At 53.1% G+C, this 20,066-nt stretch carries 12 protein-coding genes and 1 tRNA gene; 6 read left to right on the forward strand and 7 right to left on the reverse strand.

Annotation, left to right across the window (positions count from 1 at the left end; all coding sequences use genetic code 11):
* Positions 1-20: 20 nt before the first annotated feature.
* The 4 genes from tal to ACONT6_RS03390 form a co-directional block, all read right to left on the reverse strand.
* Positions 21-965: a transaldolase gene (gene tal, locus ACONT6_RS03375; RefSeq protein WP_428820413.1), complete on the reverse strand. Its 945-nt coding sequence runs from the start codon at positions 963-965 to the stop codon at positions 21-23.
* 49 nt (positions 966-1,014) lie between these two features.
* A complete protein-coding gene (gene dusA / locus ACONT6_RS03380; RefSeq protein WP_428821475.1) occupies positions 1,015-1,950 on the reverse strand; it encodes a tRNA dihydrouridine(20/20a) synthase DusA in 936 nt (311 codons plus the stop codon).
* Positions 1,951-2,141: 191 nt separating this feature from the next.
* Positions 2,142-3,350 carry an FAD-dependent oxidoreductase gene (locus ACONT6_RS03385; RefSeq protein ID WP_428820414.1) on the reverse strand — a complete coding sequence of 403 codons (1,209 nt, stop codon included), beginning with the start codon at positions 3,348-3,350 and terminating at the stop codon, positions 2,142-2,144.
* Positions 3,334-4,026 (reverse strand): glycerophosphodiester phosphodiesterase family protein, encoded by a 693-nt coding sequence (locus ACONT6_RS03390; RefSeq protein WP_428820415.1) that lies wholly within the window; start codon positions 4,024-4,026, stop codon positions 3,334-3,336. The genes ACONT6_RS03385 and ACONT6_RS03390 overlap by 17 nt, the downstream gene beginning before the upstream one ends.
* 713 nt (positions 4,027-4,739) lie before the next feature.
* Between ACONT6_RS03390 and ACONT6_RS03395 the strand changes: the two genes are divergently transcribed.
* Positions 4,740-5,426, forward strand: coding sequence for a fimbrial biogenesis chaperone (locus tag ACONT6_RS03395; protein ID WP_428820416.1), 687 nt, complete (start codon positions 4,740-4,742; stop codon positions 5,424-5,426).
* 52 nt (positions 5,427-5,478) lie between these two features.
* On the opposite strand, the gene ACONT6_RS03400 is transcribed toward ACONT6_RS03395, so the two are convergent.
* The 3 genes from ACONT6_RS03400 to ACONT6_RS03410 are packed head-to-tail and all read right to left on the reverse strand — an operon-like array spanning position 5,479 to position 9,667.
* On the reverse strand, positions 5,479-6,552 hold the full coding sequence (locus tag ACONT6_RS03400) for a hypothetical protein (RefSeq protein ID WP_428820417.1): 1,074 nt from the start codon (positions 6,550-6,552) through the stop codon (positions 5,479-5,481).
* Complete coding sequence (locus ACONT6_RS03405; RefSeq protein ID WP_428820418.1) at positions 6,539-9,064, reverse strand: TcfC E-set like domain-containing protein; 2,526 nt, start codon at positions 9,062-9,064, stop codon at positions 6,539-6,541. Before ACONT6_RS03405 ends, ACONT6_RS03400 begins: the two co-directional genes overlap by 14 nt.
* A gap of 48 nt (positions 9,065-9,112) precedes the next feature.
* Positions 9,113-9,667, reverse strand: a complete 555-nt coding sequence (locus ACONT6_RS03410; protein WP_428820419.1) for a hypothetical protein — start codon at positions 9,665-9,667, stop codon at positions 9,113-9,115.
* Between the two features lie 304 nt (positions 9,668-9,971).
* Here ACONT6_RS03410 and gltX point away from each other — a divergent pair, with 304 nt between their 5' ends.
* The 5 genes from gltX to ACONT6_RS03435 all read left to right on the forward strand — a co-directional run bounded on the left by gltX (position 9,972) and on the right by ACONT6_RS03435 (position 19,266).
* Positions 9,972-11,447, forward strand: coding sequence for a glutamate--tRNA ligase (gltX, locus tag ACONT6_RS03415; protein WP_428820420.1), 1,476 nt, complete (start codon positions 9,972-9,974; stop codon positions 11,445-11,447).
* 241 nt (positions 11,448-11,688) lie between these two features.
* Positions 11,689-11,764: transfer RNA gene (locus tag ACONT6_RS03420), tRNA-Ala, on the forward strand.
* Between the two features lie 763 nt (positions 11,765-12,527).
* Positions 12,528-16,742, forward strand: a complete 4,215-nt coding sequence (locus ACONT6_RS03425; RefSeq protein WP_428820421.1) for an amino acid adenylation domain-containing protein — start codon at positions 12,528-12,530, stop codon at positions 16,740-16,742.
* Positions 16,739-17,944, forward strand: coding sequence for an acyltransferase family protein (locus tag ACONT6_RS03430; RefSeq protein ID WP_428820422.1), 1,206 nt, complete (start codon positions 16,739-16,741; stop codon positions 17,942-17,944). The genes ACONT6_RS03425 and ACONT6_RS03430 overlap by 4 nt, the downstream gene beginning before the upstream one ends.
* A 281-nt stretch (positions 17,945-18,225) precedes the next feature.
* Positions 18,226-19,266, forward strand: a complete 1,041-nt coding sequence (locus ACONT6_RS03435; RefSeq protein WP_428820423.1) for a polysaccharide pyruvyl transferase family protein — start codon at positions 18,226-18,228, stop codon at positions 19,264-19,266.
* Positions 19,267-20,066: the final 800 nt, after the last annotated feature.

Genomic DNA, 20,066 nt, shown 5'->3' on the forward strand with positions numbered 1-20,066 from the left:
GAAGAGTACAGGGCGCGCGGTTAGCGCGCCTTCTGCAACAGCTCCTCGAGTTTCAGCTGATCGGCAACAAAATTGCGGATACCTTCCGCCAGTTTTTCCGTGGCCATGGCATCGTCGTTCAGCTGGTAGCGGAACTGGGCTTCCCGCAGGGGCTCGCTGGGGCGCGGCTGACTGGAGAACTCGCTTTTCAGGCCGCTGGCGAGGTCACCCTCGTCGTCCTGCAGTTCCTGTAACAGTTGGGGGCTGATGGTGAGTTTGTCACAACCCGCCAGTGCCTCGATTTCCCCGGTATTGCGGAAGCTGGCGCCCATCACGATGGTGGGGTATTCGCGGGATTTGTAGTATTCGTAAATGCTGGTGACCGAGAGCACCCCGGGATCATCACTGGCAGTGTAGTCGTCGCGCCCGGTACTGGCCTTGTACCAGTCGAGGATACGACCCACGAAGGGCGAGATCAGGGTAACGCCCGCCTCGGCACAGGCCACCGCCTGGCACTGGCTGAACAGCAGGGTCAGGTTGCAGTGGATGCCCTCGCGCTCCAGGACTGAGGCCGCACTGATGCCTTCCCAGGTAGACGCGAGCTTGATCAGCACGCGCTCACGGGCCACGCCAGCCTGCTCGTACATGGCAATCAGCTGGCGGGCATATTCAATACTCGCCGCGGTGTCGAAAGACAGGCGCGCGTCCACCTCGGTGGAAACCACCCCGGGTACAATCTGCAGAATCTCGTGGCCGATGGCGACCGCCAGCTTCATCGACGCCAGCGCGATCACATCGCCGCCTTTCTGCTCGGCCCAGGCGATGGCATCTTTCAGGTGCTGTTCGTACTGGGGAAGCTGCGCCGCCTTGTACAGCAGGGAAGGGTTGGTGGTGGCGTCTTCGGGGTGATAGCGGCGGATGGCTTCAATATCACCGGTGTCGGCAACCACCAGGCTGCGCTGTTTGAGTTGTTCGAGTTTATTCATTTTCCCTGCTTCCTTAACTTTCTAACATTCAGTCCAATCCGTCGCGCTATCAGGCGGCATCTGTCACCAGTGCCAGTGCCTGTTCGAGCACTTCTGGCCCGGCGCCTGCGGTGTGTGCGTGCTCACTCAGGTGGCGGCGGAAACGCCGTGCACCGGGCACGCCCTGAAACAGTCCCATCATATGTCGGGTAATGTGATTGAGGCGCTGTCCGCGCGCGAGTTCCTTTTCGATATACGGCAGCATCTTGCCGATGACCGCCGCCGGCGTCGGCCCGGGCTCGCCGCCAAACAGCGCTGCATCCACCTCCGCTAATATACCTGGCGTCTGGTAGGCCGCTCGCCCGAGCATAACACCATCCAGTTGCTGTAGATGCTCGCGACAGTCCTCGATGGTGTTGATCCCCCCGTTAAGGACAATTTCCAATTGCGGGAAATCCCGCTTCAATTGGTACACCATGTCGTATTTGAGGGGCGGTACTTCGCGATTCTCTTTCGGGCTCAGGCCATTCAGCCAGGCCTTGCGCGCGTGCACGATAAACGTGGTGATACCGGCCTCGGCCTGCGCTTCCACAAACCTTGTGAGGCCCGGGTAGTCTTCCATATCGTCGATACCGATGCGGTGTTTCACCGTCACCGGTATCGAAACTGCACTTTTCATCGCGCCCAGGCACTCCGCTACCAGGTCCGGCTCGGCCATCAGGCAGGCGCCGAAGCGGCCCTTTTTCACCCGGTCACTGGGGCAGCCGCAATTCAGGTTGATCTCGCTATAACCCCACTGCTCGGCAATTTCCGCACAGCGTGCCAGATCCTGTGGATCACTGCCGCCCAACTGCAGAGCCACGGGTTGCTCTTCCACATTGAAGTCCAGGTGACTCTCCTTGTCGCCAAACAGGATGGCGCCGGTAGTAACCATTTCCGTATACAGCAGTGCGTGCTTGCTGAACTGCCGCCAGAAATAACGGCAGTGACGGTCACTCCAGTCCATCAGGGGGGCGGTGCAAAAGCGATGGGAGACGGCCGTCGCGGTGCCGGAAGTGGCGGGGCGGTAGGGCGCCGGATTAGCGGGTGTGGGGTTTTGAGCAGAGTGGGGCATAAACAGCGATCAGACGGTAAATCAGCGCGCAGTATAACAAGAGAACGCCGCGAGGCTGTGGCTTGCCGCTGTCGGAATGAATGTCAGAGATTACGTTCTTTGGCATCCAATGGGGTATCGCTCTTTTGGGGTGGCGCCGAGGTAGTCCAGTCCTGTTCTGCTGCCAGCATGGGGCGCAGTTTTTTCACGACGCTGCGGGCGGTTGCCCGGTAGCTAGTGAGCTTGCCCCCGGCAACGGCGACAATACGCGGGTGCTTGTCGTTGTCGGTACAGATCATGGTCTCCCGGCTGCGGGAGAAGGGATTACTACTGGCGAGGGGCAGTACCCGCAGGCCGGCAAAGCTGTCGCTCAGTTCGTTGAGCTGCAGCGGACGGGTTTCCGGGAAATACTGTTTCAGGGTACGCAGCAGGTAGGCTTTTTCCTCCAGTGTCGGCGCCACTTCCGAAGGGTCGCCGTGATACGGCCGTTCGGTGGTGCCGACTAGGGTTTCGCCCTGCCACGGCATCACAAATACCGCGCGGCCATCTTCCGCTTCCACGTAGAAAATCTTGTTGGCCAGTTTCAGCGGTACCTGGATATGGGTGCCGGCCACCAGTTCCAGCGGTGGTAGCTTGGCACTGGGGGCGCACTTGCTGTTGGTTTCTTCAATCCACGGGCCGGTACAGTTCACCAGCGCGCGACAGTGCAGGGTGTTGAGCTGGCCCTTGTGAAAGTAATCCACGCGCACGAACTTGTCGGTCACTTCGGCGCCTACGAGGCTACCGGGACAGATCAACTCGGCGCCGCCGCGCACCGCGGCCTGGATGACCTCGCGGGTAAGCGCCGCATCGTCGGTCTGGGCGTCGTAATAACGGTAAACCGCCAGCAAGTCGTCATTGTTCAGCCCGCACAGGGCCTCGTAATCCTGCAGGCTCACGGAGCGGAAGCGTGCTTGTGAGGAAAACAGCCCTGCCAGCAGGGCGTAAATGCTGAGGCCCAGGCGGACCTTCCAGGTGGGGCGTCGGCTGTGCCGGTAGACCGGTATCAGGAAGGGCACCATATGCACCAGATCCGGCTTGTTGGCCAGCAGCCAGCGGCGCTCCTTCAGGCACTCGTATACCAGTGAAAACTGTCCGCTCTCCAGGTAGCGCAGTCCGCCGTGGATCAACTTGGAGGAGCGAGAGGACGTGCCATACGCCACGGATTCCTGTTCCAGTATGGCGACACGATGGCCGGCCGCGGTGAGGGCTTCCGCCACCCCCGCGCCCTGGATACCCGCGCCGACTACCAGAACATCATATTCCGTAGACATTGCTCGCCTCCTGGGAGCGCATTAGCAGTGGCAGGTTCCCGGTGAGGATATGGTGTGCACCCCGGTGGTGCCATTGCACGGCGCCCTGTGCGGTATTGATCTCGTGAACCACCCATTGCCAGGGCCCCGGTGGCAGTTCCTGGCAGTCCACCACTGCCTGATCAATCAGCAGGTAATCCGGTGCCAGCGTGACCACCTCCGGGGACAGGCTGCGGCCCACGTTTGGTACCCGCAGCGCGACCTGGTCGAACCCCAGATTGCGCGCCAGACGCAGGCTGCGCAGGTCCGAGGTGAGAATGACGAAGGGATCGGTGGAGCCGGGGATTTCGTCCAGTAAGCGCCGGATCGCAAGCTCCGGCTTCACCATTTGCAGCGTTTCTGGACTAATTTCCACGAACCACTCCAGATGCCGGTGCCGGTTGGCCCACTCCACCAGATGCTGGAAGCTGCTCAATGGCAGTGTTTGCAGGTCCTTGTCTTTCAGTAAATGCAGCGGTGTCGAAATACTGGAACGGCACAGCTCCACACCCTCGCCGGCACAGCACCAGGGAGTGTGATCCTTGCTGAACTGAATTTCAGTGGCAATGGCACAGGCGCCTAAGCCATGCGCAGCCTCAAACGCGGGCAGGGTATTTTCCGGGTGGTGAATTTTGTCGCCTAAATGCGCAATCAACATCGATGTGCGTTCCTGCCGGGAGCGGCCTTATTGTGTGAATTCAGGTGGGGGAGATACTGCACAATCTCTAATTGAAAAATAGTTGGTGTGGGATGGGTTGCAAGCGACATATGGCGTCAATCGTTACTCGAGATTCGCCACATGTGGGGGTGCCATGCCCCGGTATTCGGTGAGGGCTCTATGCTGAAAGGGGCTGGCACGCTGAGTAAGAGGATTGCAAATTGGCCCGGGTTCCCGCTGTGCGAGGTTGGTGGTGGTTATTTGGCGTGGGTGCCTCGGCACTGGCAAGCGCGCCCTGTGCCCTCGCGGATGAGAATACAGCCGACTTCACTGCGGGCAAAACTGCGAGCGCATCCCTTCGGATCACCCTCACCATTCCTCCCCGAGCGCAGGTCAGAACTGATGCAAGCGGCGCTGGGCGGCTGTGTCTTACGCATATTCCCGCCAGCTTTCTCCAGGTCCACTGGACGGATTCCAGAGCAGGGCGATTTACAGAGCCCCGCATTCCCCTGTCCAGTCTCACAGGTAATCCGCTGGTGCGCGACTGTATCTCTCTGGATGCAGCTGAAGTGAAAAAAAGTGACCGGGGATACCTGCTGATTAGCGCTGAATAGCCCGATATACGTACATTTTCCCGATTCGATACCAACGGTTGTTAATCCCCCGCAAGCACTTAAAATGGCGCCAGACCATTTAAAAACTGTGACTCGGCCATGAAACATCTTATTGCGGCAACCCTTCTATTTCTGGCTCAGCCGGTTTGGGCCGCCATGTCCCTGGATAAAATTATTCTCTACCTGGAGGACAAGCCGAACTCACGAGAAGATATCGTGGTTACCAACCCGGACAATGAAACCCTGTACCTGCAGACAGAGATCTATCGGGTAGATAATCCCGGCCAGCCCGACGAAAAGCGCGTGCGCGTGATTGACCCGAAAGACTTCAAATTACTCGTCAGCCCCTCAAAAGCGGTAATTCCCGCGGGCGAACAAAAGCGCTTTCGCCTGATGTCCCTCGAGCAGGGGCTGGATAAGGAAAAGGTCTACCGGGTAACGTTCAAACCGGTTGTGGGAGATATCAAAACCGACAGGACGGCGTTAAAAATTCTGGTTGCCTACCAGGCCCTTATTTTCATCCAGCCGGATTCCGGGCAGTACAAGTTGTCCCTTGAGCATAGTGCCGGCGACAAGTTGTCGATTGCCAATAGCGGTAATGTCAACGTAGAGGTCAGCGACATTCAGTACTGCAAGTCCCCGACACAATGCGCACCGGTAGAGCAGGCGGGAAGGATTTACAGCGGAGCAAAACTGTCTGTGGACGGAGATTTCACGGCTGGAGGCTATCTCGAACTGCTTGCCAGAAATGGTCGCGAGTCGGAAAGGCTCAAGCTATCGCTCTAAGGCACTCTGAATCGGCTCGTGGGTTTAGGGGGCTCGAGCTCTTTATCCACAACTATTGCATTTCAACCGTCAGGGTCAAAGTGTCCGTGTACTGGTAGTCCTGCGGGTTGGCGAGGTTAGCTGCGGGTATCGTCAGGTTCAGCAGCATGTTTTCATCACTGTACCCGGTACAGTCCACGGAAGAGTGGCCCTCCCAGCTTTTCTGCGTAAATACCCCCTCCGAGAGCTTTGTCTTCTTTTTCGGTGGTTTTTCACTCTGCACCAGCAGTTCATAGGCAATGGTGTCCGTGGTGGAAGCTCCGCCCAGTAAAAACTGCCCACTGCCGTTCTGGCTATCTGCCCTGAGGGTGAACTTGGTGGAGGCCGTTGTATAAACGCAAAAATACTGCTCGGCAGTAATGTCATTCCCCGGGGCCGGCATCTGCAACACCATATCTTCAAGCCCGCTGATCCTGATACCGGCGCCCACCAGCAAGGCAATATCTACCGACAACGGCGGTGATAGCTCTGTCCTGTTATCGGATGCGGTGGAGTCTTTACAGAGAATCGGGTTATACGGATCGTCCGGGCTTCCCCAGGGATTGCACTGGTACAGATAGAGCTGCAGCGTCCCACGATAAATACCCGGTGTCGGTGCCGTAGTAGTGTTTGGCGTAATGGAAAAACTGACCGGCGTCTGCTGACCATTGGCGGCACCGCGAAAGCGCGTGCCGGTAACCTGGCCGGGCACGACCGCTGTGGAAGTTACCGAGGGGTGGTGAAACGTCAATGCAACCGGAATATCCTCACCGGGACCACTCAGGACAAACTCCTGATTCAGGGTGGGACCGGTAACCTCAATGGTGTAGTCGCGGGATTGAGCGCAGTAGGCCGTGGACCACTCGTTACCCTCCCAATCTGCCCAACAGCTGCGGATGCTGAACGGGATGGTCAGGTCTCCCTCGAATTCCAGCACATGGTCGGTGTCGTCAAGCCCGCATACGCCCAGCGCCTTATCGGGCAACGGCATAATGCCGGAGCCATCACCGCATGGATCCTGATTACTGGACTGTGCTTGCACCGTTGCTGTCTTCAATACGAACAAGACGAGGAGCAATACAAGGTGGCGGGTATTATTTTGCCGCATAAGATGCTCCTTTCGTTCGCTGGTCGGGGCACCGGGCGGTTGCCAGATCCACGATTCCAATATTGATCCAGTCTTCCGCCGTAGTCTGCTCCGGAATCGCTACCTCACACTTGCCCCACTGTACCGGTGGCACCCTGAGAAACTGGGGTTTCCCGTGAATCTCAATCTGGAATACACCGAACTCGTCGGTTACCGCAGCGTACTCGCCGATAGAAATTTTGCTGTTACTCATGGGGCGATCACCGTTCATCAGGCGACCGAGCACTAGAATGACGGTCTGAACCGCGTAATCCGTGGTGGCTACGTTGCCCGGGTACAAGGTAATGGTTTCGTGAGATTCCCGGTAGTCGTGGAACCCATCGGCCAGCGGACGCAAAGACAGGTCGTAGGTGCGGAACGCCGGCAAGCTGACCACGGTTTGCGTGCCACCCTTGGCATAGCCCCGGCGGGCGCCGTCTACCAGAATCTCAAAGTCCTCATTTTCAGAGCCGCGAATATCCACAATCACCGCACTGTTCAGCGTGCGCTCACCGCCCCAGGAAAAGGCATCCCCGGAGGTCATCAGCGACGTGCTGAAACTGCCCAGGTAATTGGTGGTGCGCAAACCGGAGTCGCGGTTATTGCGATAACTGAGGGTCGAAGTCCCATAGCCGCGGCGGCCGGCAATGCGGGTCTGGCTGCCCAGATACATACTGTCTTCGGAAGCTTCGGCGGAAAACTGCTGGGACGCATCCAGGGCCCAGAGGTCGCGGTCATTCCAGCTGCTGTTCATGCCCGCACGGGCAATGCCATTACCGGCGCTGTCGCGGTCGTAGCGCAAGGTACTGCCGGTGCTCCAGTTGTCGCCGCGATGACGGAACTGGAAGCTCACCGCCGTCAATTGTTGTTCCCCATCCGCAATACTGTGAGAGAAACGGAAATCGCCATACCACGAACGTGTCCGCAACAGATTGCGCTGGAATTCAAAAGTCGTCAGCTTTTCTGCCCTGCCAAGGTTGTCATCCAGAATGATGTCGGCTGAATCCAGTATCCGGGAGCGGTCGCTCTCGCTGTAACGAATCGATGCGCGACCACCGAACACCGCACTACTGAGTGTCAGGTTTCGGTTGAAGGTCTCCCGGCTGAGAATGCTATAGGGTTGCGAGTCGCCGCTAATGTCCGGGGTGTCGGTAATACGGGTTTCAACCGCGCCCAGGTCAAAGTAGGGCGTATGTAGTTGCGCAAGTAAACGGTAGCCGCGGCTTCCATCATTCGCATAAATCACACTGGGCGAAAACTCGAAATACTCCTGTATCCAGCGCGTGCCGAGTTCCAGTGCCTGCTGGGAATCGGAAGATGCCAGGGTGGAGAATACCCCCGCATTGTCGGATATCCGTCTCGCCAGGCTGCCTTTCAGGTAATAGGCGTCCACCTGCTCGGGAAGCGTATCGAGTTCTGTACTTCGCGCCGGTTTGCCAGCGAGTAATTCCCAGCTCCATTCCCCGGCCGGGGGGAGCAGGGCATCCTTGGCAAAAAACTGGGTATATCTGCCCAGCGGGCGACCGCCCTCATCGAAGGTCAGCACATCTACTTCGTAGGCGCCGCCGGGCAGATTGCTGGTATCCAGTAGCTGGTTGCCAGCCTCGATCATGGTGCTGTTAATCAGCCGCCCTTCGCGATGAATTTCCACCCGCCCACGGGTGGGCATGTTCACTTCAAGCGGGGTGCCTTCGCGGTAAAAATTATCCGCGCGGCTGTTGTTGGAGCTGCGGTAGTGCACACCGTAAAGGTAGGGCGAGGGAATGAAACTGCTGAAGTAGCTTTCCGGCTGTATCAGCCCGATCGAGTAAGCCTCGCCCTGGTAGTCTCGAGTCCAGTGCAGCTCGTGCACAAACGGATTGCCCTCATCGGTGGCCGACCACCGGCTGTGCAGGCCGCTCTCGCCAAAACTCAGAATCGAATTGCCAAATAGCGATGCGCTGCGCGTCGCCTGGCCCAGGTTCGTTTCTACTCCCGACCAGGCACCGGTCAGGTTCTGGATAAAAGAGAAATCGCTGGTGGCGTCCGGCAGATAGGGCGTATCGATCGCGGCCTGTTTGGGGAGGAGTTCCGGGGCGATAAAAATATCCAGGCGGAAGCGACTGTCATCATAGATGACCGCCAGAGTCTCTGGCATCAGATAGCCGCAGTTCTGCTGGCTTTTGAGGCGGCAGACCTTGTGTGAGTTGCGTGGCTGAACCTCGCGCAACGCGGATAAAACAAGTTCAGGTTGCAGGGATTGCGGCAGCAGGTCGAGCACAGCCTGTGGATTTACAAACGTAATCGTTTGCAAATCTACGCTAACCTGAGCGCTGCCAGCAGGGCGGCCACCAAAATAGAGGTCTACGACCAGATTTTCTGGTTCAGTGAGATCTTCAAAACCTGCAGGGGCCGTTGTTTCAAGCGTAAACGCCGCAGCGGCGGCACTGAGTGCCCCGTCGCTTTGGGCGCCGAACAGTAGTGAAGAAACACATACCGCGAAATAGCGTTTCATTGCATGACACGAAGGCGCCGGAAATTATTCCGGCGCCTTAATTGCGTCTTATTCGCCGGATACAGTAATGGTCAGCGTATCGCTATAGGACAGTTCGCTGGCCGTTTCCCAAACCGCTGCCGGAACAGTAACAATGACCTGCGCATTGTGCTCTGAGTCATCGGCGCAAGAATAGCCGGTATTAGGGGTGTAAGTCGGCGTCATCGTTCCGTCGGTGTTGGTTTGAACGCCGGTCGCGGTAGTGGCCGTGTTTGTAGAAAACGCAACGTTGTATGCAAGTGATTCCCCGGTGCCGCTAAGCAAATATCCGTCAGCAGGGGTCGCCGCGCTGTCAAATTGAATCTTGTATCCAGCAAACCCTACGGCGCCAACGCAAAAAGTATCCCTGCCGATCAAATCGTTGCCAGCAGCGACGCCATCGAGATCCAATGCGATATTGGTGAGCCCCTGGATCTGAATACCTTGAGAGACCGTGAGAGTAATTTGAAGGTCGCCTGTTGACGAAGTAAGCCCCGGGTCAGTTGGGTTGGTCGCTGCGATAGATGCGGAGCTGATCAAGCCGAAAATCATCGCTCCACAGGCTTTGCGAGCTGCAAGTTTCATAATTATTTCCCTTAATCCTGATGTGTTGTCGTTATCCGTGTGCATTCTTTGAGCACACTGGTGGCGTCGTTTACAACAAACTGGCGGTTTTTTCTCCAGTTATCACGACAATGCGGCGATAATACTCATTCTGTGACTCGAGTCACGGATTTTTTTGAAAATATATAATTTCTATGCTGGATAGTCCGATAGGGCTGGAAATACAGGTTTCCGCGCCATCCGCATCAGCCACTGGGCGCCCCCCGGTCGCGGCGATATAATGCCGCGCCTCGAAACCTGCCAACTCAAACCAATCAGGCGACTTATGACCGTAAGAACCCGTATTGCTCCATCCCCCACCGGTGATCCCCACGTAGGTACTGCCTATATCGCGCTGTTCAACCAGTGCTTCGCCCAGGCCCAGGGCGGCCAGTTCGTGCTGCGTATCGAAGATACCGACCAGGCGCGCAGTACCCCGGAATCCGAGCAGGCCATTCTCGATAGCCTGCGCTGGTTGGGACTCGACTGGCAGGAAGGTCCGGATGTGGGCGGTCCCCACGGCCCTTATCGCCAGAGCGAACGCGGTGACATCTATAAAAAGTACTGTGACGAGCTGGTCGCCAAAGGCCACGCTTTCCATTGTTACCGCACGGCGGAAGAATTGGATCACTTGCGCGCCCAGCTTCAGGAAGCCGGCCGCGTAACCCTGAAGCCCAGCGACCTGGCCCTGCCGGCGGAAGAGGTGGAAAAGCGCAAGGCTGCAGGTGAGCCCTACGTGGTGCGCATGAACGTGCCTGAGAGCGGCACCTGTGTGGTGGAAGACCTGCTGCGCGGTACCATTGAGATCGACTGGGCCCAGGTGGACGCCCAGATCCTGCTCAAGTCCGATGGCATGCCCACTTATCACCTGGCCAATGTGGTCGACGATCACCTGATGGAGATCACCCACGTACTGCGCGGTGAGGAGTGGATCAACTCCGCACCCAAGCACAAGCTGCTGTACGAGTACTTCGGTTGGGAAATGCCGGTGCTGTGCCACCTGCCGCTGCTGCGCAACCCGGACAAGACCAAACTGTCCAAGCGCAAGAACCCCACATCCATCCTCTATTACCAGCGCGCCGGCTTTATGCCCGAGGCGCTGCTGAACTACCTCGGTCGCATGGGCTGGTCCATGCCCGACGAGAGCGAGAAGTTCACTCTGGATGAGATGCTCAAGCACTTCGACATCCAGCGTGTTTCCCTGGGCGGCCCGGTGTTCGACGTGGAGAAGCTCAGCTGGCTGAACGGCCTGTGGATCCGCGAGCTGGAAGACGCCCAGTTGGCCGACCGCCTGCAGCAGTGGCTGCTGAACCGCGAGAACCTGCTCAAGGTCCTGCCTCACGCCAAGGGCCGCATGGAAACCTTCGGAGACTTCGCCCCGCTGGTGAGCTTCCTCGCCGCCGGCAAACTGCCACTCACCGAAGACAGCTTCGCCGGCAACAAGATGGAGCTGGACGACCAGAAGAAGCTGCTGCAATTTGCCCTGTGGCGCCTGGAAGCCCTGCGCAGCTGGAGCAAAGACAGCATCTTTGCGGCAATGAAAGAGCTCTCCACCCAGATGGAAGTGAAGCTCAAGGACTTCAACGCGCCCCTGTTCGTCGCCATTAGCGGAACCACAGCGTCCTTCTCGGTCATGGACGCCATGGAACTCCTTGGTCCCGACCTCAGTCGCGCACGCCTGCGCCAGGCCATCGAGGTACTCGGTGGTGCCGGTAAGAAGGTGCTGAAGCGCTGGGACAAGGAATACGCCAGCCTGAGCTAACCCGGCCTATCCCTCGCACCCCGTAGGAGCCTGCCCTGCATGCGAACACCCCCCGGCCTCGCACCGGTTCGCCTGCAGGGCAGGCTCCTACAAACAGTGGAACTCGCCACGGCAATGGGCAGAAACCGGCGGTCAGCTAACTATTTGATTAAAAAGTTATTTTTCTTGTTGACACCGTCCCGGGCATTGTTAAAATGCGCCCCGCTTTCGACGGAAACGTCAACCGAAAGCACCCAAATTTGGGGCTATAGCTCAGCTGGGAGAGCGCAACACTGGCAGTGTTGAGGTCAGCGGTTCGATCCCGCTTAGCTCCACCAAATTAAAAAGGCCGCATCCGAAAGGATGCGGCCTTTTTTTTGGCCGAACTGCCCGGGCGCGAGGCAAGGCCCGCGAATCATCCCGCGCCTGTAAAACCGAATCTCGCTAAAAGACATCAAGCTGCGCCCCCGAAAGGATGCGGCCTTCATTGCTAGCTACACCACTTGAAAAACGCGGCCGTAACCCGCGAAATACCTATATTCAATCCTCCTATCGGATGGATCGCACGCCACCATTCAAATGAAAGCGGTGCCAATAGGACATGCTTGGCACTTTTTCTTGACTCTCATCACAGTTTTGCTGATCATCAAACTTAATTACGCCAATTATTTGCAATTTCCTAAATGTTTGCCTTACCAGGGCATCAAGGAAATTGAGGGCTCGGAAACAGGTCGCAAATGGAAATGGCCAGTGGATGATGCCCAAGCAACCAGTTTTTGTTTACAGGAGTAAACTTGGCCCCGACATTTTCGGGGCAGGGGGCATGGAAGCCTGAATTGAAGGTTTCATCGATTTTATCGATCGGAATCCGTTCCTGAATACCTGAACGGTAAATCTCTCCGCTCTCTCCTCTCAGCACACTCCGTGTAAGTACTTAATCGTAATGTGTCCATTTTAGGTGCCGATATCTGCCACGTTTTTGAGTGGTGGGCTTGGTACAAGTTTCAAGAACGGGCGCGATCAACATACCTACTGGGTCTTTTAACTGGCAATTAGTAAAAGAATAGAGACGTATTTACGGCTAAAAGGGACGAATCAAAAATGCAGGGAATGCAGTTCAGCCCCGAAAGTAAACCCACCAAACACTCGGTAATGCAGGCTGCTGAAGCGTCATTTCCATTGGCTCCCTTACAGGAGGGAATGCTGTTTCAGGCGCTACTTTCCGACCAGAACGGTGATAGTTTTTACATCATGCAACGGAGCATTGAGCTTCGTGAGCCGGTTGATCAAGCACTTCTTGAAAAGGCCCTGAGTGTTCTGCTCAATCGCCATCCGTCTCTCTCCGCGAGCTTCCATACAGCGTCACAAAAATTAGATTCACGCGCAAGCAAAGGGCGGCCATACCAACGCTTCCACGCAGGCTTACGGGTGCCGGTAGACGTTGTTTCCCTCGCAGCGACAGATAAGTCTGCACGTAAAGCTGAATTTGAGCAGTTCCTCGTTCTCGACCGGCGCCGAGCTTTCGACTTGGCCACGCCCCCGCTAATGCGTGCCACGATTATTGAAGATGAAGTAGGAAGGGCAGACCTGGTTTTAACCTTTCACCATATTCTTATGGACGGACGATCTGTCACTAAATTTATTTACGAGCTTTTTGAAGTGATGGATGCGGAGCGCGATCACCGTGCTGCGAATTTGGGTCCCAAGCCTCGCGAATATAGTGACTATTTGCAGTTTTGTGCAGAAAAGAACCATGAGGAAAGCTTAGGCTATTTTCGAAAACTCCTCGCAGGAAAGCACACTCCGACTGCAGTACCCCTTGCCGAATCAGTGGGTAGGCCACTCGCTGACACAGGCTATGCCGAAATCAAGAAGCGGTGTTCTGAGGATGTGTTTGCTAGAGCCCGCTCGCTGGCGGAGTCAACTCATACCACGCTTGGAACCGTAGTGCAGGCGATGTGGAGCTTGCTTCTATCTCGCTACAGTGGCGATCAGGACGTTATTTTTGGAAATACTCGCGCTGGTCGCGGTGCCTTCGGCCCGGATGCTGCAGAGATGGTTGGCTTGTTCATCAATACGGTGGTTGTTCGGGCTGATGTTAGTGACACCAGAACGGTAAAAGATCTGCTCCACTCTTTGCGGGAGCAGAGTCTCGCTATTCGTCCTCACGAAACTATTCCTTTAAGCGCCGTTTTCGGCGCATCCGACGTAGAACCGGGGGCTCCACTATTCGAGACGCTCCTGGTATTTGAAAAAAGAAGCTTCGAAGAATCATTGGTTAGCTTGGGCGGCGACAAATGGAATGGACGTGCCGGTCTCTTTCGCCAGCAGCCTCCATTCCCACTTACTCTGAATGTCGTAGACGGCGCAAATCCGGAGTTTCGGATATTGTTCGATCGTAAGCGACTAACTGAAAGCGCGGTTCACCGCTTACTTGAGTCGTGCGAACATGTCTTAAATGAGCTAACTCTCGACCCACACCGTTCGCTCACGAAAATAGACGTGGTTCCCTCTCATGAGCGAAATAAAATCTTGTATGAATGGAATGATACCGCTTATCCATTCTCTGACCAGGCTTGCATCCATCAACTCTTTGAAGCCCGGGTAGACTTGCAGCCGGGTGCACCTGCAGTGGAAGTGCATGGAAAACGGTTCACTTATCGAGAGCTTGAAGAGCGTGCCAACCGGCTTGCACAAGTTCTTCTTGCTCGTGATATAGAACCAGGGCGATACATAGGGATCTGCCTAAGTCGTGGGGTCAACCTCATAACTACCATGCTCGCTATCGCGAAGGCGGGGGCTGCGTATGTCCCTATCGACCCGAATTATCCGGCAGAGCGTCAACGCTTGATGCTGAATGATGTTAATGCATCCTTAGTGATCACAGAAGTCGAGTATGAGGGCACAATCGAATACAAGCGATTTGTACTCGATGGTGCGGATAACGAGGAGTGGAGCAGAGCTTCAAGCGAGCGTCCGCCAAAACGCGTAGAGTCTGATTCGCAGTGCTATACCATCTTTACATCAGGTAGTACCGGTCACCCCAAAGGGGTCGTTTTATCGCATCGAGCGGTTGTAAATACCCTTGAGTGGGTCAATCGAGAATTTCAAGTTCAGCCATCGGACCGTCTCCTCTTCGTAACTTCTCCTTGCTTTGATCTATCCGTCTACGATGTTTTCGGAGTCCTTGGGGCTGGTGGCACGGTGGTAGTGGCCACTGAAGATATTCTTGCCGACCCTGAAAAACTTTCGAATTTGCTTGTCGAGGCCAATATAACCATTTGGGACTCCGCGCCAGCTGCGCTTCAACGCCTCGCGCCATTTTTTCGGGCGTCGCAGGGAGAGAGTCTCAGGCTGTGCATGCTAAGTGGGGACTGGGTGCCGCTATCTTTGCCCGATGCTATCAGGACCGCTTTCCCTGCGGCTCAAATCATGAGCCTTGGCGGTGCTACTGAGGCCGCGATTTGGTCCAACTGGTTTCCGGTCAAAGAAGTTCAGGAGAGGTGGGCAAGCATTCCGTACGGAAAGCCAATCCAGAATGCTCGTTATCACGTACTCGACCGGAGATTAAAACCGGTACCAGTGGGCGTTCCTGGAGAATTGTTTATTGGCGGTGTTTGTTTAGCCGATGGCTATCTTGGTAATGAGAAGCTGACTGCGAAGCGGTTCATTAAAGACCCGTTCCGAGAGGAGGAAAACGCGCGTCTTTATAGAACCGGTGACCTCGCTCGATACCATGAAGATGGCAACCTCGAATTTCTCGGACGCTTCGACTTTCAGAGAAAGATTCGGGGATTCCGGGTTGAGATGGGGGAGGTTGAAGCCGTAATTTCTCAGGTTCCTGGGGTTCAAGTCGCGATCTGCGAAGCTTTGCCCGACAAATCGGGGCAAAATTCACTTGTTGCATATGTCGTTACACAAGAAGCCGTGAACTTGGAGGAAGAGGCGCTTAAGGCGTACATGGCGAAAAAGCTACCTTCCTTCATGATCCCCTCCAGAATACTGTTTCTTGATGCGCTCCCGACAACCAGTAATGGAAAGGTCGACCGGAAAGCGTTACCTGACCCCCAACTGGTCCGGGATCCTGATAAATTCGTGCCACCTGAAGGCCATGTAGAGAAAGGGCTCGCTCAGATATGGTGTGACATTCTTGAGCTGGAGCGTGTCAGCGCCCGTGACAATTTCTTTGCTATCGGCGGAAATTCTTTACTGGCAGTGATGCTTATCATTGGGATTAAAGAGAAGTTCTTGATCGATTTCCCGCTTGCGAGGTTATTTACAGAGCCGACAATTCGGGGTTGCGCTTCACTTATTGAAGAGTGCGAGCAAAAGGCGAATGTGAATCGTCACCTTCAGGCGTTCAATCGCGCTGGTTCCCGCCCGCCATTAGTATTAATACCTGGACTGGTTGGCACAGCATATACATTTCATGCCCTTCGGAATTCCTTGGGGCCTGATCAGCCTGTCTACGTAATAGACCTTCTTGCAGTCGATTCCGCAGATAACTTCCCGGACACGATTGAAGGAATGGCGAATCTCTATGAGCAGGAAATTATAGAAACCTGTGAGAGCTCTTCAATCGTTCTCGGAGGCTTTAGCTTCGGTTCGCTTATTGCATATGAGCTGGCCCGGCGCCTGAAGAGAAAAGGATATGACGTTCCTTTCATGGTGTCATTCGATGGGTTTGCTCCGGGTTATCCGCATCGATTGCCCATGATTCGAAGAATTAAAGGTGTTCTCAAAGAATTGGGCTCCAGAGACATTTGGGGGAAACTCCAATATCTCAAAGATAGAAGTATATTCAAGCGTAAAGAGACCAAATGGATTGGTCTACCGGGGGGAGGGGAGGATTTACCTTCGGACCCAAGGTTACAAGAGCATATTAAGGCGGTGCTGGAGGTGCAGTTTAGAGCACGACAAATTTATAGTCCGACTCGAATAGATGAAAACCTAAATCTACTTTTAATACGAGCGCATGAAATGCCTTACTTTGGTGGCGTGCAGACTCGGGAGCCATTATATGGATGGCACACCTACGTGAATGGTAAGATCTCTTTGGTTACCTACCCTGGAGATCATTATAATCTTTGGGAGGGTGATAATCGTGACTTTATCATTGACGTTCTTTCGAAAAGCTTAGCTTGTATAACGCCACAAAGTAGCGAAACAAGAACCGAAGCAACCACGAAGCCAACCATCGCAGGGCGAGCTAAAAAAATAAGTTCGACGAGCGCGTATGGTAACTGTTCCGTGAAGGTCGCCGATATCCTGGGAAATGCCAAGTTTTCGATGAAGCTGGAAGGCGCTAAGGAATGAATGTGATACAAACGCTAAAAACAACAAACAGCGACGAAAGAATAATTCGAAGCAAGCGGCATATCACGAGTGAAGAGAGCGACTTCATCGCACTTGCAAGAATTTTGATGATTTCAGGCCTGGTTTTTCACCACGTATTCACGCTCACTGGTAGTGGATTTTATCCGCGAGGCGGAATAGATGTTAACTCGGCACACGTTGCCGACTACTTGAATGGGATTGTCCACTGGATGTCTATGGCTGCAGTGCCATGTCTCAGTGTGATATCAGGGTATCTTTTTTTTAAGCGTGATCGCGTCAATTACTCTGAGCTTTTACATCGTCGAATAACTACTGTTTTATTGCCTTCCATTGCCTGGACAAGTTTCTGGTTTTTCGTGGCCTATTTTGCGTATTTATGGGGAGAGGGCAAAGGGGTCTTAGAATGGATAGATTATGATTTCGAAAAAATTGGACTCGGACTTTATGTTGAAGGAGTAATTGGAATTAGCCGTATGCCCTTCGCATACCAATTTTGGTTCGTCCACGATCTCGTGCTCACCTTTGCTTTGTGCCCAGTAATCGGTTGGGTGATGACACGATTTCCTTGGGTTTTGCCTATTGCACTTATTCCAATTTGGCTATTGGATATAAATATATTTCCATTTTTTTCGCCAAATGTATTATTTTTCTTTACGGTAGGCGTATTTGCCGCTACCACCCGCTTCGACTTAACTTGGTTACTGGGCTATTTAAAGCCACTTCACTGGGTGCTGGCGCTAGTGTTTATAGTATTGATACTTGGTCGGATTTTTCAGGACTATCATCGTGTTCTAGGTTCCTATCTATATCTATGTGTTCTCCGGGGAGTTGGACTCCTGAGTTTTATAGCGGTAGTGGGATCTGTGACACTAAGTGATAATCGATCCCTAAGACTTCTTCGGTATTTGTCGCCTTTTAGCTTCTTTATCTTTGCTTTCCACTATCCCACGCTGGAATTTATCAGAGAAGTGATCCGACAAGTTCCGGGGTACGATACTGAGTTTGGGCTGCTTGTCTCGTTCTTTATTCTACCGTTGAGCTGTATATCTATTTCAATAGCCGCCGCTTTGGGCCTACGTTGGTTATCGCCGCTGCTATTTACGTTCGTCAATGGTGGTCGTGCAGGAAAGGAAAGCGAACAAAAAAGTACGCATGCCAATGGCTTGGCTGTAGCTCGTTAGTTGCATAAGCAGGAAAATGTGCGCCACATTCTCTGATTAAGAAAAATTGGTTTCTAATCTCAACAAGATTGGTATATAAGTTGCTGTGATATTTTTTATATCGTCAAATACAGAGTGGGAATTTAGAGGCCTTCCCAAGAGCCGCCTTCTAAGCGAATCATTACATCATTTTTTGAAACTTAATCTCCGTTTTCCCGCATCAGGGAGTGGGCAAAAATTTTGGACTAATACTCAATATTTTTAAATGCCATTTAACTCTTATATTTATCTTGAGGAAAATTATGTCTAGAGCATTGTTGGTAACAGGTGATCTGTCGAATTTCGGCGATGCTCTGATTGCAATCATTGAAAGTGAAATTCTTTTAAAAAAATATGACCGAGTTTTCCTTTTTGCAAAGAAAACAGCGACATGGACGGAAGGTGAAATCTCCGGGATAAAGCTTGGTGAGCGGCTAAAAGTTTTCGGACTTGATGAATTTCCCTTATTCAGTGCCCATGACCTGATGGTTGTCGGTGGTGGCAACATGATTAGGGACGGCGTAGGGTTGTCGTGGGTTGTAAAAGTTATCTCATCGGCAATTATTACTAGAGCTTCTGGCGGTAAGCTAGTTTTGTTTTCTATAGGTAATTCTAAGGTTACAAGCTGGCTTAGGAAGGTTGTTTTCCGGATTTTATTTTTTCTTTCGAATAAGGTGTTGTTTAGAGATTCTGCCTCTTTGATGAATGCTAAATTGCTGAGCAAGAAGAGGGCGCTCTCTGTGGCAAACGAAATCGTTTTGTCTAATTCTAAATTGATAAAAAATAAATTTCCGAAGCGAAGTGAAAGTGCTTTTGTAGTGAACGTATTTTCAGATTCATATGAGTCAAGGGTTCTAAATGAGGATGCAGTTTGCAAGCTTATCTATAGAATCCTGGTCGAAAATGATCTTATCGAAAATTATCATGAGATTTCATTGGTTTCCCATGAGGAGCGCAAAGAGTTTGATGAGCGATTTTTGCTTGCTTTGAAAACCAAGCTGGCTAGTGAATATGGACTTTTTTCAAAAATGATCCCGTATGAGTCAGTAGTAAATACAATGGAAGTCTACAGGGGTTGTGGTTACGTTGTTACGAATAGGCTACATAGCGCCATTCTAGGTGAAATATATGGAGCGAAGGTACATGCGATTTTAGACGACTCGATGAAGCTTAACGGTTGGGCCTTCGCGCTGGACTGGAAAATCCATGACCTCTCCGGCTCCGGTTCGGATAACAGTTCGATTGAAGATTTCTATATCTCAGGTAATGAAAGTTGTGATTTTTTTAAACAGATAACTATATAGATCGCCATACTTAATTGAGGATGGCGTGAATTCAGGTGTTTATCTCGGATTTAATGCGTAATACTTTTGCTTAAAAGTATGAATTAGCGATTATTGGGTTTTTGTATGTGGATTTGAAATCTTCTTATAATGAATCTGGTCCATCACGCCCCCCCCCCCTCGTATATCAATTCTGGCTCGTCCACGCTCTCATGCGTATCTTTACTTTCCACTATCCCATGCTGGAATTCATCAGAGAATCGATCCGACAGATTCCGGGGTGCCATGAGCGTCGCGGAAAGCCTCCTTTTGTCGCCAGGCTGATCCTGATAAAAATTCAGGTTTTATTTCGCGACATAATTTCGGGGCGCTCAAGGTAATGGCAAGCCTTTTGCAAATCTACAAGTAATGGCGTACCAACGAGAATTTTTAATCTGCTGATGAGTATCGATTAATACGGGGTATAAGAATTTTCTGAGCGCTTTTTTCCTGGGGGGCAAACAGGAAAAATCTATTTCCTCAATGCAGAGGTTCGTTCTCAACTGTGACAAGAACGTGAAGAATTCGAAAAAAATAATGTGCATGGCTCAAAATATTGTCGCAGTAATGCACCAGGGTGCATTTACATCGCGTTGGTTGGTGTCAGAATGATGCCGCGACATAAGTTGTGAATTATGTCACTTGGCTGCGAATTTTTACGCGCAGCAAGCACATAAAAATTTCAGCCGTAACGGCTTATTTTGAAATTATTTGGGGGCATGCTTAAGCGCCGAACAGGGAGTTTCGGTTCTCCAATCATTTTTTGACTTTTTTATCAAAAC

It is taken from the genome of Microbulbifer sp. MCCC 1A16149 (assembly GCF_050368945.1).
Taxonomy (GTDB): domain Bacteria; phylum Pseudomonadota; class Gammaproteobacteria; order Pseudomonadales; family Cellvibrionaceae; genus Microbulbifer.

What these genes read in the sequence shown, in the direction of transcription:
- gltX (WP_428820420.1), top strand. Translation starts at nt 9,972, where the DNA reads ATGACCGTAAGAACCCGTATTGCTCCATCCCCCACCGGTGATCCCCAC.
- ACONT6_RS03400 (WP_428820417.1), bottom strand. Translation starts at nt 6,552, where the DNA reads ATGCGGCAAAATAATACCCGCCACCTTGTATTGCTCCTCGTCTTGTTC.
- ACONT6_RS03385 (WP_428820414.1), bottom strand. Translation starts at nt 3,350, where the DNA reads ATGTCTACGGAATATGATGTTCTGGTAGTCGGCGCGGGTATCCAGGGC.
- tal (WP_428820413.1), bottom strand. Translation starts at nt 965, where the DNA reads ATGAATAAACTCGAACAACTCAAACAGCGCAGCCTGGTGGTTGCCGAC.
- ACONT6_RS03425 (WP_428820421.1), top strand. Translation starts at nt 12,528, where the DNA reads ATGCAGGGAATGCAGTTCAGCCCCGAAAGTAAACCCACCAAACACTCG.
- dusA (WP_428821475.1), bottom strand. Translation starts at nt 1,950, where the DNA reads ATGGACTGGAGTGACCGTCACTGCCGTTATTTCTGGCGGCAGTTCAGC.
- ACONT6_RS03405 (WP_428820418.1), bottom strand. Translation starts at nt 9,064, where the DNA reads ATGAAACGCTATTTCGCGGTATGTGTTTCTTCACTACTGTTCGGCGCC.
- ACONT6_RS03395 (WP_428820416.1), top strand. Translation starts at nt 4,740, where the DNA reads ATGAAACATCTTATTGCGGCAACCCTTCTATTTCTGGCTCAGCCGGTT.
- ACONT6_RS03410 (WP_428820419.1), bottom strand. Translation starts at nt 9,667, where the DNA reads ATGAAACTTGCAGCTCGCAAAGCCTGTGGAGCGATGATTTTCGGCTTG.
- ACONT6_RS03390 (WP_428820415.1), bottom strand. Translation starts at nt 4,026, where the DNA reads ATGTTGATTGCGCATTTAGGCGACAAAATTCACCACCCGGAAAATACC.
- ACONT6_RS03430 (WP_428820422.1), top strand. Translation starts at nt 16,739, where the DNA reads ATGAATGTGATACAAACGCTAAAAACAACAAACAGCGACGAAAGAATA.
- ACONT6_RS03435 (WP_428820423.1), top strand. Translation starts at nt 18,226, where the DNA reads ATGTCTAGAGCATTGTTGGTAACAGGTGATCTGTCGAATTTCGGCGAT.